Raw genomic sequence first — 16,371 nt, forward strand, 5'->3', positions numbered from 1 at the left:
CTTGGAACGGCAGGTGCGCGACCGCGTACCGGCCAGCCCCAGGGGCCGGCCGGACGCCGCGTGGCGCGGATTGGCAGACTCGTTACTTGCAGGCGGCGGGCGCGCTCGCACCCGTGGCGCCCTTGCAGAGCTCGTCCTTATTGATCCAGCCGGCCTTGACGACCACGTCGAGGTTGTCGCGCGTGATCGGCACCGGTGTCAGCAGGCGCGAGGACAGCGAGATCTTCTTGGCGCCGCCGGCCCACGGTGCGGCCTTGTCGACCGGCTTGCCGGCGGCCAGCGCCATGGCGGCGGAGGCGGCTTCGCGGCCGAGTTCGCGCGAATCCTTCCAGACGGTGGCGGTCTGCGTGCCCAGCGCAATGCGGTTGAGCGCCGCGAAGTCGGCGTCCTGGCCCGACACCGGGATGCCGCGCAGGCCCTTGGCGGTGAGCGCTGCCACCGCGCCGCCGGCCGTGCCGTCGTTGGCCGCGACCACCGCGTCGACCTTGTTGCCGTTCTTGGTGAGCATCTGCTCCATGTTCTTCTGCGCGACCTCGGGCTTCCAGCCATCGGTGTATTCGTCGCCGACGATCTTGATGTCGCCCTTCTTGATCGCGGCGTCCAGCACTTCCTGCTGGCCGGCGCGCAGGAAGTCGGCGTTCGGGTCGCTCGGCGAGCCCTTGATGATCACGTAGTTGCCCTTGGGCTTGACCTTGAAGACTTCGCGCGCCTCCATGCGGCCGACCTCGACGTTGTCGAAGGTGATGTAGAACACGCCCGGCGCCTCGATCAGCCGGTCATAGGCCACCACGGGCACCTTCTGGCGCGTGGCCTTGGTGATGGCGGGCAGGATGGCGTCCTTGTCCATCGCCAGCACGATGAGCGCCTTGGCGCCCTTCGACATCAGGCCCTCGATGTCGCCCAATTGCTTCTCGGGCGAGCCGCCTGCATCGGCACTGATGTACTTGGCGCCGAGCTTCTCGAGCTGGGCCTTGATGGCGGCCTCGTCGGTCTTCCAGCGTTCTTCCTGGAAGTTGGACCAGCTCACGCCGACCACGGTTTGCGCCAGGGCGCCCACGGCCGTGAAACCGAAGGCCATGGCGGCCAGGGTGTGTTTCAGTTGCATCGATGTCTCTCCAGTGTTGGTGCGCCCCGCAGGAACCAGCGGTAAGAAATTAGTTAGTTTGAAGGGCGAACTAACTATCCCATCGGGGCGTGCCTCTGGGCATCCGGGAATTCCCGGAGCGCCATCCGGGCGAAGGCGCACGCGAAAAAGGCCGGGAGGTCCCGGCCTTCTCGTGAGCTCGCCCCGCTTCAGGCGGCGAAGCCACCGTCGATGTTCAGGCTGGCGCCGGTCACGAACGCGGCTTCCGGGCTGGCCAGGTAGCCGACCATGCCGGCGATTTCTTCGGGGCGGGCGTGGCGGGCGAGCGCCATCAGGCCGTGCATGGCAGCGGCGTTGGGGCCGTCGACCGGGTTCATGTCGGTGTTGACCGGGCCCGGCTGCACGTTGTTGACCGTGATGCCGCGCGGACCGAGGTCGCGCGACAGGCCCTGCACCAGGCCGACCAGCGCCGACTTGCTCATGGCATAGGCGCTGCCGCCGGGCCAGGGCATGCGCTCGGCGTTGGTGCTGCCGATGTTGATGATGCGGCCGCCTTCGCCCATGTGGCGCGAGGCTGCCTTGGCCGCGACGAACACGGCGCGCACGTTGACGTTCAGCGTCTTGTCGAAGTCCTCGAGCGAGAAGTCGTCGAGGGTGCCGCCGAGGAACACGCCGGCGTTGTTCACAAGGATGTCGATCTTGCCGAGCGCGCGGGCCGCTTCGTCGATGCCGGCGGTGAGCGCGGCGGCATCGGCGCTGTCGATCTTCAGCGCAAGGGCACGGCCGCCTTCGGACTGAATGCTGCGCACCAGTTCCTCGGCCGGGGCGCTGGAACTGGCGTAGCTGAAGGCTACGGCGGCACCGTCGCGCACCAGCCGGCGCACGATGGCAGCGCCAATGCCGCGCGAACCGCCGGTGACGAAGGCGACCTTGCCGGCCAGGACAGGAGAAGAAGAAGCAGTGTTGGAGGCCATGATTTTTCCGTGCAGGTGGAGGAGGAAGGCCTTCAGTGTCGGCAATTCATTCCTGTGGCGGTAGCCATCAATCGAGGCAATCAAATTCAACCCGGAGTTGAAGATGGGAATGACAATGCGGCCATGGAACCGCTCAGTCACCTCGAATCCTTCGTGCAGAGCGCCGAGGGCGGCAGCTTCTCGGCAGCGGCCCGGCGCCTGGGGCTGACGCCGGCGGCCGTGAGCAAGAACGTTGCACGGCTCGAAGCACGGCTGGGCGTGCGGCTGTTCCAGCGCAGCACGCGCCGCCTCACGCTGACCGAGGGCGGCGAGCGCTTCCTGGCGCAGGTCGGCGGCGCGCTCGCCACGCTGCAGGAGGCGGTGGCCGGCATCGACAAGGACGACGGCCAGCCCGCCGGCACGCTGAAGGTGAGCATGGGCCAGGCCTTCGGGCGCGAGCACGTGCTGCCGATGATGGGCGACTTCCTCGCGCGCTACCCGGCCATCCTGCCGGACTGGCATTTCGACAACCAGCAGGTGGACCTGGTGGGCGAGGGCTTCGACGCGGCCATCGGCGGCGGCATCGAACTCGCGGCCGGGTTGATAGCGCGGGAGCTGGCGCGCATTCACGTGGTGGCCGTGGCATCGCCGCGCTACATGGAGGGGCGCGAGCGGCCCCGGCATCCCTCGGACCTGGCGGCGCTCGACACGTTGCTGCGCCGGTCCTCGCCCACGGGCCGGCTGCGCGGCTGGACGCTGCGGCATGCGCGCGGCGAAGAGGCCACGGTGGAGCTGCCCCGGCCGCGCGCGATCTTCAACGACCCCGAGGCCATCGCGCATGCAGCGTTGATGGGTCTGGGCGTGGCGATGCTGCCGATGCCCTTCGTGGAGCGCGGCCTGCGCAGCGGCGAGCTGCTGCGGCTGCTGCCCGACTGGCACCAGGATGCGGGCGCGGTGTGGCTCTACTACCCGAGCAAGAAGCTGCTGCCGCCGAAGACGCGCGTGTTCATCGACTTCGTGCTCGAACGTTTTCGCGACGAGCGGTTTGCGCAGCGGATGCAGGTGGCCTGAGCGGCCTGCCGGCCCACGGGGTTTTCACCCGCGACGTGCGCGGCGCGCGCCTGTACAAACGCGCGCATGACTTCTTTCTTCTGCTCTTCCTTCCGGACCCATCGCCGCGCCGCGCTGGCCGCTTCCGTCGCCACCGCCCTCACGCTGATGGCCGCTCCTTCGTGGGCCCAAGGCACCTGGCCGACCAAGCCCGTGCGCATCGTCGTGCCCTTCGCGGCCGGCGGCACCACCGACATCCTGGCGCGCGCCGTCGCGCCCGAGCTGTCGAAGGCCTTCGGCCAGCAGTTCATCGTGGACAACCGCGCGGGCGCGGGCGGCAACGTGGGCGCCGAGCTTGTGGCCCGCGCGCCGAACGACGGCTACACGCTGCTGATGGGCACGGTGGGCACGCACGGCATCAACCGCGCGCTGTACCCCAAGCTGCCCTTCGACCCGATCAAGGACTTCGCGCCGATCACGCTGGTGGCCGCCGTGCCGAATGTGATGGAGATGAATGCCGACAAGGCGAAGACGCTGAACATCCGCAATGTGCAGGACTTCATCAAGTACGCCAAGGCCAACCCGGGCAAGCTCAACATGGCGTCGAGCGGCAGCGGCACGTCGATCCATCTCGCCGGCGAACTGTTCAAGAGCATGACCGGCACGTTCATGGCCCACATCCCGTACAAGGGCTCGGGCCCGGCGCTGCTGGACATGGTGGGCGGCAACGCCGACGTCATGTTCGACAACCTGCCCTCGTCGATGGCACAGATCAAGGCCGGCAAGCTCACCGCGCTGGCCGTGACGAGCGCGCAGCGTTCGCCCGCGCTGCCGGACATTCCGACGGTGGCTGAAGCGGGAGGCCCGTCGCTCAAGGGCTACGAGGCAAGCTCGTGGTTCGGGCTGCTGGCCCCGGCCGGAACCTCACCGGAGATCGTGAACCGCATCCAGCAGGAAGTGGCCAGGTCGCTGGGCACGCCGGCCATCAAGGAAAAGATGCTCGCGCAGGGCGCGATCCCGAGCGGCAATTCGCCCGCCGACTTTACGAAGCTCATTGCGAGCGAGCACGTGAAGTGGGCCAAGGTGGTCAAGGACTCCGGCGCGAAAGTTGACTGACCCCCAGGCTTCGCGCACTTCGTGTCGCTGACGCCAACCCCCTTGCAGGGAGCAACGCCTGCGGCCCGGCAAAGCCGGTTCCGCGGCGTTTCGCGACTGGAACCGTTCGATCTGGTCGATCAGGTCTTCCAGGTCACGTCTTTTTTCTCGGCCAGCGAATCCTTGAGCATGTGCAGCAGCGGGATCGCACGCTGGTGCAGCCCGACATGCTGCTTCTCGGCCTCGCTGGCGTGGCCTTCGACCGCATAGTCGTCGTTGTTGTGCACGTTGGAGGCCTCGCGCGCCAGCGCGGCTTCGAGGGCCGCAATGGCGCCCGGGATCTGCTCGACCGTGATGATGCCTTGCGGCGCAATCGCCTTGCCGACGATGTCGAACAACTGCCGGGCATGCACTTCGAGCATCACGAAGTCGGGAGAGGCTCGGGACTGGAATCGATAGAGCATGGTGTTCTCACTCACTTGTAGATGTAGTCACGGGCAAAAGGGTACACCGATTGCGCGCCGCGCAGAACGCCGTGTTCGACCTTGCCGTCTGGCTTGGTGGACAGCATCTGGTGCAGCGAGATCCAGCCCTGCTCGAAACTCATGGCCGAGCCTGCGAGGTAGAGACGATAGGCCCGCAGGATGCGCTCGGCGTTGTCGCTCTGGCGGCCGCCGCTGCGCCGCAGCACTTCGCGCGCGGCGTCGAGCTGCGCCTCCAGCGCGTCCGACCAGGCCCAGAGCGTGCGCGCATAGTGCGGGCGCAGGCTCTCGGTATCGACCATCTCCAGGCCGGCCGCGGCCGTCTCGCGCAACACGTGCGTCACGTGCAGCAGTTCGCCGCCCGGGAAGATGTACTTCTCGATGAAGTCGCCCATGCCGGCGCCGAGCTGGCGATAGTTGAGTTCGCCCGAGGTGATGCCGTGGTTCATCACCAGCCCACCCGGCCTCAGCAGCGAATGGATCTTGCGGAAGTAGGTCGGCATGTTGGCCGCGCCCACGTGCTCGAACATGCCGACCGAGGAAATCTTGTCGAAAGGCTGGCCGACCGACAGCTCGCGGTAGTCGCGCAGTTCGACGCGCACGCGGCCTTGCAGGCCCTTTTCCTCGATCAGGCGCTGCACGTACGCGTGCTGGTTCTTCGACAGCGTGATGCCGGTAGCGTCCACGCCGTAATGCTCGGCCGCCCACAGCAGTAACGCGCCCCAGCCCGAGCCGATGTCGAGATAGCGCTCGCCCGGCTGCAGCATGAGCTTGCGGCAGATGTGGTCGAGCTTGGCTTCCTGCGCCTGCGCCAGCGTGAGATCGGGCGTACGGAAGTACGCACATGAATAGACCCGGCGCGCGTCGAGCCACAGCGCGTAGAAGTCGTCGGACACGTCATAGTGGAACTCGATCTGGGCCGCATCCTTGCGCAGCGAATGCGAGCCGTGCGACTTGGCCATGTGCTGAAGGCGGCTCCACCAGCCTGTGTCGGTTTCGGCCGGGTTGCCGGGCAGCATGCCGACCGTGGCGTCGATCAGGTCGCGCATGGCCCCCTCGATCTGCACCTTGCCCTCGACATACGCCTCACCGATGGCGCCCACCTGCCGCGCTGCCAGCTTGGCGAGCACGGCCCACTCCTTGAAGGCCAGCGTGACGCGGGCTCCCGCCTGGGCAACACGCCGGCCATCGGGCAGTTCCAGCGCGATGGGGACAGGCAGCGAAGCCAGCTGCGACTCGATCTTGGGTATCAAGTTTTGCATGGAGCCCATGGTATTGATTTTTCAAAGTTTTTGCATGACGGCCCTTGTCGGCCGAAGCCGCGACCCGCGCGCCGGACGGCCGTTACGAATCGCCATTGACAGCAGATTGTTTATGTCTAAACTATTGAACCATGAACAGCCTAAGCCCGGTCAAACCCGCTCCCGCCTCGGACCTCCAACGCATCCTGTGCATCGGCGGCGGGCCGGCGGGCCTGTACTTCGCCCTGTTGATGAAGGCGCGCAACCCCGCGCTGCAGATCACGGTGGTGGAACGCAACCGCCCCTTCGACACCTTCGGCTGGGGCGTGGTGCTGAGCGACCAGACGCTGGGCAACCTGCGCGCGGCCGATGCGCCAACCGCGGCGCTGATCGGCAACGAGTTCCACCACTGGGAGGACATCCAGGTCTTCTTCAAGGGCCGCCAGGTGCGCTCGGGCGGCCACGGCTTCTGCGGCATCGGCCGCAAGCGGCTGCTGAACATCCTGCAGGAGCGCTGCCTGGCACTGGGCGTCGAGCTGGTGTTCGAGACCGACGCCACCGACGACCAGGCGATCGCCGCGCAGTACAAAGCCGACCTCGTGATTGCCAGCGACGGCCTCAACAGCCGCATCCGCCAGCGCTATGCCGACGTGTTCAAGCCCGACATCGACCTGCGCAACTGCCGCTTCGTGTGGCTGGGCACGCACCAGACCTTCGACGCCTTCACCTTCGCCTTCGAGCAGACCGAGCACGGCTGGTTTCAGGCGCATGCCTACCAGTTCGACGACAAGACCTCGACCTTCATCGTCGAGACGCCCGAGGCCGTGTGGAAGGCCCACGGTCTCGACCAGATGGAGCAGCCCGAGGCCATCGCCTTCTGCGAGAAGCTCTTCGCCAAGTACCTGGGCGGCCACCCGCTCATCAGCAACGCCACGCACCTGCGCGGCTCGGCCAACTGGATCCGCTTTCCGCGCGTGGTGTGCGAGCGCTGGACGCACCGCATCGACGTCGAAGGCCGCTCGGTGCCCGTCGTGCTGATGGGCGACGCCGCGCACACGGCGCATTTCTCGATCGGCTCGGGCACCAAGCTCGCGCTGGAAGACGCGATCGACCTGGCCAACGAGTTCGCGCAGGGCGGCACGGTCGACCATGTGCTCGAAGGCTACGAGGCGCGCCGCAGCGTCGAGGTGCTGAAGATCCAGAACGCCGCGCGCAACTCCACCGAGTGGTTCGAGAACGTGCCGCGCTACACGGGCATGCAGATCGAGCAGTTCGCCTACTCGCTGCTCACTCGCTCGCAGCGCATCAGCCACGAGAACCTGCGCGTGCGCGACACGCAGTGGCTCGGCGGCTACGAGCAGTGGCTCGCAGGCGGCAAGGCGATGGCGCCGATGCTCATGCCCTACAAGGTGCGCGGGCTCACGCTGAAGAACCGCATCCTCGTGTCGCCGATGGCCACCTATAGCGCGGTCGACGGTGTGCCGCAAGACTTCCTGCTGGTGCACCTGGGCGCACGCGCGCTCGGCGGCGCCGCGATGGTGTTCGTCGAAATGACGAGCCCGACGCCCGAAGGCCGCATCACGCCGGCATGCACGGGCCTGTACAACGACGCGCAGCAGGCCGCCTTCAAGCGCATCGTCGATTTCGTGCACACGCAGTCAAGCGCGAAGATCGCCATGCAGCTCGGCCACAGCGGCCCCAAGGGCTCGACCCGCGTGGGCTGGGAAGGCACCGACGAACCGCTCGAAAGCGGCAACTGGCCGGTGCTCGGCGCAAGTGCCGTGCCTTACGGCGAGCAGAACCAGTTGCCCGCAGCGATCACCCGCTCCGAGATGGACACGCTGCGCGAGCAATTCGTAGCCTCCACCCGCCGCGCCGCCGAATGCGGCTTCGACTGGCTCGAGCTGCACTGCGCGCACGGCTACCTGCTGTCGGCCTTCATCAGCCCGCTCACCAACCTGCGCACCGACGAATATGGCGGCGACATCGAGGCGCGCTGCCGCTACCCGCTCGAAGTGTTCCGCGCCATGCGCGCGGTGTGGCCCGCCGACAAGCCGATGAGCGTGCGCATCTCCGCGCACGACTGGGCGCCCGGCGGCAACACCGATGCCGATGCGATCGTGGTCGCACGTCTTTTCAAGGAAGCCGGCGCCGATTTCATCGACGTGTCGTCGGGCCAGACCACGCGCGCCGCGAAGCCGGTGTACGGGCGCATGTACCAGACGCCGTTCTCGGACCGCATCCGCAACGAGGTCGGCATCTCGACCATCGCCGTGGGCGCCATCACCGACGCCGACCAGGCCAACAGCATCATTGCCGCCGGCCGCGCCGACCTCTGCGCCGTGGCCCGCCCGCACCTCGCCGACCCCGCGTGGACGCTGCACGAGGCCGCAAAGCTGCAGAGCCGCGACGTCGATTGGCCCAAGCAATACCTGAGCGGCCGCGACCAGATGTACCGCGAGATCGCGAAGCAGCAGCAGATGGCCGCGGCTGCAGTGACGGCACAGAACAACGAGGAGACGCACTGACATGGACCTCGAAGCCCGCGCCCACAGCGAACACCCCGAGGCCCTGCGCCTCTGGCTGCGGCTCCTGACCTGCACCCAGCTCATCGAGAAGCAGGTGCGCAACGAACTGCGCTCCCAGTTCGCCACCACGCTGCCGCGCTTCGACCTGATGTCGCAGCTCGAGCGCTCGCCCGACGGGCTGAAGATGAACGAGCTCTCGCGCCGCATGATGGTGACGGGCGGCAACGTGACCGGCATCACCGACCAGCTCGTGGCCGAAGGACTGGTCGAACGAATCAACGTCGAAGGCGACCGGCGCGCGTGGCGCGTGCGGCTCACCGCGCGCGGGCGCAAGCTCTTCAACGAGATGGCGCAGCAGCATGAAGACTGGATCGTCGAGGCCTTTGCGGGCCTCAGCGGCAAGGAGATCGCGCAGCTCCACAAGCTGCTCGGCAAGGTCAAGCAACACTCACACAACCAACTATTGATGGCGGAGACCGAATGAAGCACTACATCGGCGCAGGCAACCCCATGCGCGCGCAATTCGAGGCGAAGGCGGCCTACAAGGCCGAGCACTTCGCGTGGAGTTTTGAAGCCGGTGTCGGCACCATCACGCTGAACCGGCCCGAGCGCAAGAACCCGCTGACCTTCGACTCGTACGCCGAACTGCGTGACCTGTTCCGCGCACTGGCCTACGCCACCGACGTGAAGGTCATCGTCGTGACCGGTGCGGGCGGCAACTTCTGCTCGGGCGGCGACGTGCACGAGATCATCGGCCCGCTGACCGGCATGCGCATGCCCGAGCTGCTGGAGTTCACGCGCATGACGGGCGACCTGGTCAAGGCGATCCGCGCCTGCCCCCAACCGATCGTCGGCGCCATCGACGGCGTGTGCGCCGGTGCCGGCGCGATGATCGCGCTGGCCTGCGACCTGCGCTACGGCTCGCCCGCCACGCGCACCGCATTCCTGTTCACGCGCGTGGGCCTGGCCGGCGCGGACATGGGCGCGTGTGCACTGCTGCCGCGCGTGATCGGCCAAGGCCGTGCGTCGGAACTGCTGTTCACCGGCCGCGCCATGACCGCGCAGGAAGGCCACGCCTGGGGCTTCTTCAACGCCCTGCACGAAAGCGATGCGTTGCTCGAAGCCGCCATCAAGGTGGCGCGCGACCTGGCGGAAGGTCCGACCTTCGCGCATGGCATGACCAAGACCATGCTGGCGCAGGAATGGTCCATGACCATCGACCAGGCCATCGAGGCCGAGGCGCAGGCGCAAGCGATCTGCATGCAGACCGAAGATTTCAAGCGGGCGTACGAGGCCTTTGCGGCCAAGCGCAAACCCGTGTTCGGTGGAGATTGACGCGATGATGACCAAAGCACCTGCACCGCCATCGACCGCGCACCTCGCGCTGCCGTTCTTCGACGATGCACATCGCGCATTGGCCGATGGCCTGCTACCCTGGGCCGCCGCACAGGAGGTGGACGAGCGCGACGACCGCGCGGCGTGCCGGGACTGGGTGAAGCGGCTCGGCGACGGCGGCTGGCTGCGCTATGCCGTGCCCGGCAGCGCTGGCGGTGCGCTCGAGCGCCTCGACTCGCGCGCACTCGTGCTGCTGCGCGAGACGCTGGCCTTCCATTCGCCGCTCGCCGACTTCGCCTTCGCCATGCAGGGTCTCGGCAGCGGCGCGATCACGCTCGCTGGCACGCCAGAACAGCATGCAAGCTACCTGACTGCCGTGGCGAAGGGCAGCAAGATCGCGGCCTTCGCGCTCAGCGAACCCGAGGCAGGCTCCGACGTGGGTGCAATGGCCATGCGCGCCGAAACGACCGCCGACGGCTGGCGCCTGAACGGCGAGAAAACCTGGATCAGCAACGGCGGCATCGCCGATTTCTACTGCGTGTTCGCGAAGACCGATCCCACGGGCGGCACGCGCGGCATCACGGCCTTCATCGTCGACGCGACGACGCCCGGCCTCGACACCTCCGCGCACATCGACGTGATGGCACCGCATCCGCTCGCCACGCTGCGTTTCGAGAACTGCATCGTGCCGCGCACGGCGCAGCTCGGCGAACTCAACGGCGGCTTCAAGCTCGCGATGCGCACGCTCGACATCTTCCGCGCCTCGGTGGCGGCGGCAGCGCTCGGCATGGGTCGCCGCGCACTGGCCGAAGCCATCTCGCATTCGAAGAACCGCCGCATGTTCGGCCAGACGCTCGCCGACTTCCAACTCACGCAGGCCAAGCTTGGCGAGATGGCCGCGCTGATCGACAGCGCGGCGCTGCTCACCTACCGCGCCGCATGGATGCGCGATGACGCCGAGCAGCGCGGCGCGCCTGCGGTCGGCGATGTGTCAGCCGCTGCCGCAATGGCCAAGATGTGCGCCACCGAGAACGCCAGCCGCGTGATCGACATGGCACTGCAGATGCATGGCGGCCTCGGCGTGAAGGTTGGCACGAAGATTGAGAGCCTCTACCGCGACATTCGCTCGCTGCGCATCTACGAAGGCGCGACGGAGGTTCAACAACTGATCATTGGCAAATCCGTTCTGCGGGGATAAACACCGTGTCTGCCCAAGTCGACCGCTTCGTTCACGACCGCCTGCCGCCCGCCGAGCAGCTGCCCGTCTTTCGCTACGACCTGCCCGAGCTGCAGTTGCCCGACCAGCTGAACCTGGTCGAGGAACTGCTCGACAAGGCCGCGTCGAAGGGCTTCGGCGACAACCCGATGCTGCGTTCACCGCAGGGCACGCTGACGTATGCGCAGGCCGCCATCGAAGTCAACCGCATTGCGCAGGTGCTGACCGAGGATCTCGGACTCGTGCCGGGAAATCGCGTGCTGCTGCGCGGTGGCAACTCGGTGGCCATGGCTCTGTCGTGGCTCGCGGTGGTGAAGGCCGGACTGATCGCGGTGGCGACGATGCCGCTGCTGCGCGCAAAGGAGCTGGGCGACATCATCGAGAAGGCGCAGCCCGTTGCTGCGCTGTGCGATGGCCGCCTGCTCGACGAACTCGCGATCGCACAGCGCGAGCACCCCGTGCTGGCCACCGTGATCGCATTCAACAGGCCCGAAGCGCCGGACTCGCTCTCCGCGCGCGCGGCGAAGAAGAGCGGCGTGTTCACGGCCTGCCCCACGGCTTCCGACGACATCGCGCTGCTGGCCTTCACCTCGGGCACCACGGGCAAGCCCAAGGCGCCCGTCACCACGCACCGCGACGTGCTCGCAATGTGCGAGACCTGGCCGCGCCACGTGTTGCGCGCGCGCAGCGACGACATCGTGATCGGCTCGCCGCCGCTGGCTTTCACCTTCGGGCTCGGCGGGCTGCTCGTGTTCCCGATGTGGGCCGGCGCTTCGGTGTACTTTGCCGACGCGCCGTTCTCACCAGAAGGGCTGGTGAAGCTCATCAACGAGGTGGGCGCGACGATCTGCTACACGGCGCCGACCTTCTATCGCCAGATGGCGCCCTTCGTGAAGCAGCACGGCATGCCCAGCCTGCGCATCAGCGTGAGTGCGGGCGAGGCGCTGCCCGACGCCACACGCCAGCTGTGGAAGGAAGCCACCGGCATCGAGATGCTCGACGGCATCGGCGGCACCGAGGTGTTCCACATCTACATCTCCGCCGCGGGCGGCGACGTACGCCGCGGCGCGGTGGGCAAGGTGGTTCCCGGCTTCACCGCCAAGGTGGTGGACGACGAAGGCAACGAAGTGCCGCGCGGCACGGTTGGCAAGCTTGCGCTGCAAGGCCCGGTGGGCTGCCGCTATCTCGACGATCCGCGCCAGGCCGACTACGTAAAGAACGGCTGGAACTACCCGGGCGATTCCTTCGTGCAGGACGACGACGGCTATTTCTTCTACCAGGCGCGCGCGGACGACATGATCATCACAGCCGGCTACAACGTCGGCGGGCCGGAGGTCGAAGACGCGCTGCTGAAGCACCCGGCGGTCGCCGAGTGCGGCGTGATCGGCAAGCCCGACGCCGACCGCGGCATGATCGTGAAGGCATTCTGCGTGCTCAAGCCAGGGCACGAAGGCGATGCGGCCCTCGTGAAGGCGCTGCAGGACCATGTGAAAGCGACGATCGCACCGTTCAAATACCCGCGGGAGATCGAGTTCGTCGCGGTGCTGCCGCGCACCGAAACCGGCAAGCTCCAGCGATTCAAACTGAGACAACTCAACACCACACCATGATCAACAAACTCCTGCAGCCTGAAGGCTGGCTGCCTCCCAAGGGCTATGCAAACGGTGTCGCTGCACGCGGCACGATGCTGTTCGTCGGCGGCCAGATCGGCTGGAATGCACAACAGCAGTTCGAGTCGGACGACTTCATCGAGCAATGCGGCCAGGCACTGCGCAACATTGCCGAGGTGTTGCGCGCAGGCGGCGCGGGCCCCGAGCACATGGTGCGCATGACCTGGTACGTGACGGACCGCGACGAATACAGCCGCCGGCTCTCCGAGCTCGGCCCCGTCTATCGCGATGCCATGGGCCGCAACTTCCCGGCCATGACCTGCGTGCAGGTGGCGGCGCTGGTCGAGCACCGCGCAAAGGTGGAGATCGAAGTCACGGCAGTCGTTCCCGACTGATTGGGCGGCAATGGCCGGCGGAAATAAAAATGCCCTCTTCGAGAGGGCATTTTTTTATTCACCGACAAAAGAAAAAGGCCCTTTGAATTTCAAAGGGCCTTTTAAATTGGTTGCGCGAGCAAGATTTGAACTTGCGACCTTTGGGTTATGAGCCCAACGAGCTACCAGGCTGCTCCATCGCGCGGCAAGATAGAATTATAACTTATTCTGCAGCGCTTTGCTCGGCTGCTTCTTCTTTAATTTCAGCACGGTCGACCAGTTCGACGAGCGCCATCGGGGCATTGTCGCCCACGCGGAAACCCATCTTCAGGATGCGGGTGTAGCCGCCCGGACGCGCTGCGAAACGCGGGCCGAGTTCGCCGAAGAGCTTGACGACGCTGTCGCGGCTGCGCAGGCGGTCGAAGGCCAGGCGCTTGTTGGCGAGCGTGGGCTTCTTGGCGAGCGTGATCATCGGTTCGATGACGCGGCGCAGTTCCTTGGCCTTGGGGACCGTGGTCTTGATGACTTCGTGCTCGATGAGCGAATTCATCATGTTCTGCAGCATCGCGAGGCGGTGCGAGCTGGTGCGGTTGAGTTTGCGGAGTCCGTGTCCGTGACGCATGGTGCTTTCCTTTACTTTATAAAAACAGGCAGCCGTGTCAGGTACTGCCCGGTGCACTGGCCCTTTCAGGGGCCAAATTCAAAAATTCAAATCAACGCTTGTCAAGACCGGCCGGCGGCCAGCTTTCGAGCTTCATGCCCAAGGTCAGGCCGCGCGAAGCGAGGACTTCCTTGATTTCGTTGAGCGACTTGCGACCCAGATTCGGGGTCTTGAGCAGCTCGTTTTCGGTGCGCTGGATCAGATCACCGATGTAGTAGATGTTTTCGGCCTTCAGGCAGTTGGCCGAACGCACCGTCAGTTCGAGTTCGTCGACAGGGCGCAGCAGGATCGGATCGAATTGCTGTGCGCTGCGCGGTGCGGGTGCATCGAATGCAGCGAGTTCGCCACCTTCGAGCTGCGCAAACACGGCGAGCTGTTCGACCAGGATTTTAGCCGAAGCGCGCACGGCATCTTCGGCGGTGATCGCACCGTTGGTCTCGATTTCGACCAGCAGCTTGTCCAGGTCGGTACGCTGTTCGACACGGGCGCTTTCGACCGTGTAGCTCACGCGCTTGACCGGCGAGAACGAGGCGTCCAAGACGATGCGGCCGATCGACTTGGTCGGCTCGTCGGCGTAGCGGCGCATCGTGCCGGGCACGTAGCCGCGACCCTTTTCAACCTTGATCTGCATGTCGAGCTTGCCGCCTTGCGACAGGTGCGCGATCACGTGGTCGGGGTTGATGATCTCGACGTCGTGCGGGGTCTGGATGTCCGATGCCAGGACCGGACCTTCGCCGTCCTTGCGCAGGCTCAGCGTGACTTCGTCGCGGTTGTGGAGCTTGAACACCACGCCCTTGAGATTCAGCAGGATGTTGACGACATCTTCCTGCACGCCGTCGATCGACGAGTACTCATGCAGAACGCCGGCGATCGTGACTTCGGTGGCCGAGTAGCCCACCATGGACGACAGCAGAACGCGACGCAGCGCGTTGCCGAGCGTGTGGCCATAGCCGCGCTCGAAAGGCTCGAGCGTCACCTTGGCCTTGTTGGCCGCAAGTTGCTCGACCTGAATGGTCTTGGGTTTCAGCAGGGTGGTTTGCATGCAGACTTCCTCTCAATACCCCCGGCTCGTTACACCGGTAAGGCTGGTGAAGCACCTGATCCGCGACGAAGCGCGGAGCAGGAACGTGAACAACAATAACAATCTCCCGCACGCGCCGAAGGGCGGGTGCGGGTAGAAAAAATCAACGCGAATACAGTTCGACGATCAGCGATTCGTTGATGTCGGCTGCGAATTCGTCGCGATCGGGCACCTTCTTGAACGTGCCTTCGGCCTTGTCGGCATTCACATCGACCCAAGCCGGGATACCGACTTGCTGGGCGAGTTGCAGCGCTTCGACAATGCGGTTCTGCTTCTTGGACTTGTCGCGCACGGCGATCACGTCACCGGTCTTGACCAGGTACGACGGGATGTTGACCGACTGGCCGTTCACCGTGATCGCCTTGTGCGACACGAGCTGGCGTGCTTCAGCGCGGGTCGAGCCGAAGCCCATGCGGTAGACGACGTTGTCCAGGCGCGATTCGAGGATGAACAGCAGGTTGGCGCCGGTGTTGCCACGGCGGCGATCGGCTTCTTCGAAGTAGCGGCGGAATTGCTTTTCGAGCACGCCGTACATGCGCTTGACCTTCTGCTTTTCACGCAGTTGCAGGCCGTAGTCGGAAGTGCGCTGACCCGAGGTGCGACCGTGCTGGCCGGGCTTGGAGTCGAACTTGGCCTTGTCCTGGATCGAACGGCGGGCGCTCTTCAGGAACAGGTCGGTGCCTTCACGGCGGGAAAGTTTGGCCTTGGGGCCGAGGTAACGTGCCACGATTCTTCCTTTGTGTATCTGCCGCAGTTGCCTGCGGGAGCCACTTGCGAAACGCGAGTGGCGGTGGGCTTAGATAAAAAACAAATGCGCAGCCGCTATTCAAAGCCGGCTGCGCCTTGCGGACTGACGATCAGATGCGGCGACGCTTCTGGGGACGGCAGCCGTTGTGCGGAACGGGCGTCACGTCGGCAATGGAATTGATCCGGATGCCGAGCGCAGCCAGTGCGCGCACCGACGATTCGCGACCGGGGCCCGGGCCCTTGATCTCGACGTCGAGGTTCTTGATACCTTGTTCGACAGCAGCACGGCCGGCCACTTCGGAAGCGACCTGCGCAGCGAACGGGGTCGACTTGCGCGAGCCCTTGAAGCCCTGGCCACCCGACGAAGCCCACGACAGGGCGTTGCCCTGGCGATCGGTGATCGTGATGATGGTGTTGTTGAACGAGGCATGCACGTGGGCGATGCCGTCCGCAACGTTCTTGCGAACCTTCTTGCGAACGCGCTGTGCGGCGTTGTTTGCAGGTGCTTTAGCCATGCTTGTCTATCCTTATTTCTTCAGGGACTGCGCTGCCTTGCGCGGACCCTTGCGGGTGCGGGCATTGGTGCGCGTGCGCTGGCCGCGCATCGGCAGGCCGCGACGGTGACGGAAGCCGCGATAGCAGCCGATGTCCATCAAACGCTTGATGTTCATCGTCGTCTCGCGACGCAGATCGCCTTCGATGGTGAACAGAGCGATCTGGTCGCGGATCTTCTCGAGATCGGCGTCGGTCAGATCCTTGATCTTCTTCGAATATTCGATGCCGCTCGCTTCGCAGATCTGACGGGCGCGGGTGCGACCGATGCCGAAGATGGCGGTCAGGCCGATTTCAGCGTGCTTGTGCGGCGGAATGTTGATGCCAGCAATACGTGCCATGTGCGTCCTCTAATACTCTTC

17 protein-coding genes and 1 tRNA gene are annotated in these 16,371 nt (G+C 65.7%); 8 read left to right on the forward strand and 10 right to left on the reverse strand.

The annotated features are described in order from the left end of the window. Positions 1-82: 82 nt before the first annotated feature. Both xylF and ACEN9N_RS23035 read right to left on the reverse strand, forming a co-directional pair. The gene (gene xylF / locus ACEN9N_RS23030) at positions 83-1,105 is read right to left on the reverse strand and encodes a D-xylose ABC transporter substrate-binding protein (protein ID WP_007830537.1); all 1,023 of its coding nucleotides are present in this window, start codon (positions 1,103-1,105) and stop codon (positions 83-85) included. Positions 1,106-1,293: 188 nt separating this feature from the next. Next, the gene (locus ACEN9N_RS23035; protein WP_042673002.1) at positions 1,294-2,058 is read right to left on the reverse strand and encodes an SDR family oxidoreductase; all 765 of its coding nucleotides are present in this window, start codon (positions 2,056-2,058) and stop codon (positions 1,294-1,296) included. 123 nt (positions 2,059-2,181) lie between these two features. Here ACEN9N_RS23035 and ACEN9N_RS23040 point away from each other — a divergent pair, with 123 nt between their 5' ends. Beyond that, positions 2,182-3,108 carry a LysR family transcriptional regulator gene (locus ACEN9N_RS23040; protein WP_007830533.1) on the forward strand — a complete coding sequence of 309 codons (927 nt, stop codon included), beginning with the start codon at positions 2,182-2,184 and terminating at the stop codon, positions 3,106-3,108. 66 nt (positions 3,109-3,174) lie between these two features. Beyond that, positions 3,175-4,203 carry a Bug family tripartite tricarboxylate transporter substrate binding protein gene (locus ACEN9N_RS23045; protein WP_413315511.1) on the forward strand — a complete coding sequence of 343 codons (1,029 nt, stop codon included), beginning with the start codon at positions 3,175-3,177 and terminating at the stop codon, positions 4,201-4,203. 119 nt (positions 4,204-4,322) lie between these two features. Here the strand turns inward: ACEN9N_RS23045 and ACEN9N_RS23050 are convergent, their stop codons facing one another. Further along, a complete protein-coding gene (locus ACEN9N_RS23050; RefSeq protein WP_495654607.1) occupies positions 4,323-4,646 on the reverse strand; it encodes a DUF1840 domain-containing protein in 324 nt (107 codons plus the stop codon). An 11-nt stretch (positions 4,647-4,657) separates the two neighbouring features. Next, positions 4,658-5,926, reverse strand: coding sequence for a class I SAM-dependent methyltransferase (locus ACEN9N_RS23055; RefSeq protein ID WP_413315510.1), 1,269 nt, complete (start codon positions 5,924-5,926; stop codon positions 4,658-4,660). Between the two features lie 131 nt (positions 5,927-6,057). Between ACEN9N_RS23055 and ACEN9N_RS23060 the strand changes: the two genes are divergently transcribed. The 6 genes from ACEN9N_RS23060 to ACEN9N_RS23085 are packed head-to-tail and all read left to right on the forward strand — an operon-like array spanning position 6,058 to position 12,989. Next, the gene (locus ACEN9N_RS23060; protein ID WP_495654608.1) at positions 6,058-8,433 is read left to right on the forward strand and encodes a bifunctional salicylyl-CoA 5-hydroxylase/oxidoreductase; all 2,376 of its coding nucleotides are present in this window, start codon (positions 6,058-6,060) and stop codon (positions 8,431-8,433) included. Position 8,434: 1 nt separating this feature from the next. Further along, on the forward strand, positions 8,435-8,917 hold the full coding sequence (locus ACEN9N_RS23065; protein WP_009124835.1) for a MarR family winged helix-turn-helix transcriptional regulator: 483 nt from the start codon (positions 8,435-8,437) through the stop codon (positions 8,915-8,917). Further along, positions 8,914-9,768: an enoyl-CoA hydratase family protein gene (locus tag ACEN9N_RS23070; protein ID WP_495654609.1), complete on the forward strand. Its 855-nt coding sequence runs from the start codon at positions 8,914-8,916 to the stop codon at positions 9,766-9,768. The genes ACEN9N_RS23065 and ACEN9N_RS23070 overlap by 4 nt, the downstream gene beginning before the upstream one ends. A gap of 4 nt (positions 9,769-9,772) precedes the next feature. Then, the gene (locus ACEN9N_RS23075; protein WP_009124831.1) at positions 9,773-10,966 is read left to right on the forward strand and encodes an acyl-CoA dehydrogenase family protein; all 1,194 of its coding nucleotides are present in this window, start codon (positions 9,773-9,775) and stop codon (positions 10,964-10,966) included. A gap of 5 nt (positions 10,967-10,971) precedes the next feature. Next, positions 10,972-12,594 (forward strand): AMP-binding protein, encoded by a 1,623-nt coding sequence (locus tag ACEN9N_RS23080; protein ID WP_495654610.1) that lies wholly within the window; start codon positions 10,972-10,974, stop codon positions 12,592-12,594. Then, positions 12,591-12,989 (forward strand): RidA family protein, encoded by a 399-nt coding sequence (locus ACEN9N_RS23085; protein WP_056516702.1) that lies wholly within the window; start codon positions 12,591-12,593, stop codon positions 12,987-12,989. The genes ACEN9N_RS23080 and ACEN9N_RS23085 overlap by 4 nt, the downstream gene beginning before the upstream one ends. Positions 12,990-13,096: 107 nt before the next feature. Here the strand turns inward: ACEN9N_RS23085 and ACEN9N_RS23090 are convergent. From ACEN9N_RS23090 to rpsM, 6 genes are all read right to left on the reverse strand, one after another. Next, a tRNA-Met gene (locus ACEN9N_RS23090) sits at positions 13,097-13,173 on the reverse strand. Positions 13,174-13,191: 18 nt separating this feature from the next. Then, a complete protein-coding gene (gene rplQ / locus ACEN9N_RS23095; protein ID WP_009124828.1) occupies positions 13,192-13,590 on the reverse strand; it encodes a 50S ribosomal protein L17 in 399 nt (132 codons plus the stop codon). A 91-nt stretch (positions 13,591-13,681) separates the two neighbouring features. Beyond that, positions 13,682-14,671 carry a DNA-directed RNA polymerase subunit alpha gene (locus tag ACEN9N_RS23100; RefSeq protein ID WP_009124827.1) on the reverse strand — a complete coding sequence of 330 codons (990 nt, stop codon included), beginning with the start codon at positions 14,669-14,671 and terminating at the stop codon, positions 13,682-13,684. A 142-nt stretch (positions 14,672-14,813) separates the two neighbouring features. Next, a complete protein-coding gene (gene rpsD, locus ACEN9N_RS23105; protein ID WP_009124826.1) occupies positions 14,814-15,437 on the reverse strand; it encodes a 30S ribosomal protein S4 in 624 nt (207 codons plus the stop codon). Positions 15,438-15,567: 130 nt separating this feature from the next. Continuing rightward, positions 15,568-15,972, reverse strand: coding sequence for a 30S ribosomal protein S11 (gene rpsK, locus ACEN9N_RS23110; protein WP_009124825.1), 405 nt, complete (start codon positions 15,970-15,972; stop codon positions 15,568-15,570). 12 nt (positions 15,973-15,984) lie between these two features. After that, a complete protein-coding gene (rpsM, locus tag ACEN9N_RS23115) occupies positions 15,985-16,350 on the reverse strand; it encodes a 30S ribosomal protein S13 (protein WP_013544105.1) in 366 nt (121 codons plus the stop codon). Positions 16,351-16,371 lie beyond the last annotated feature (21 nt).

This window comes from Variovorax sp. Varisp46 (assembly GCF_059491885.1).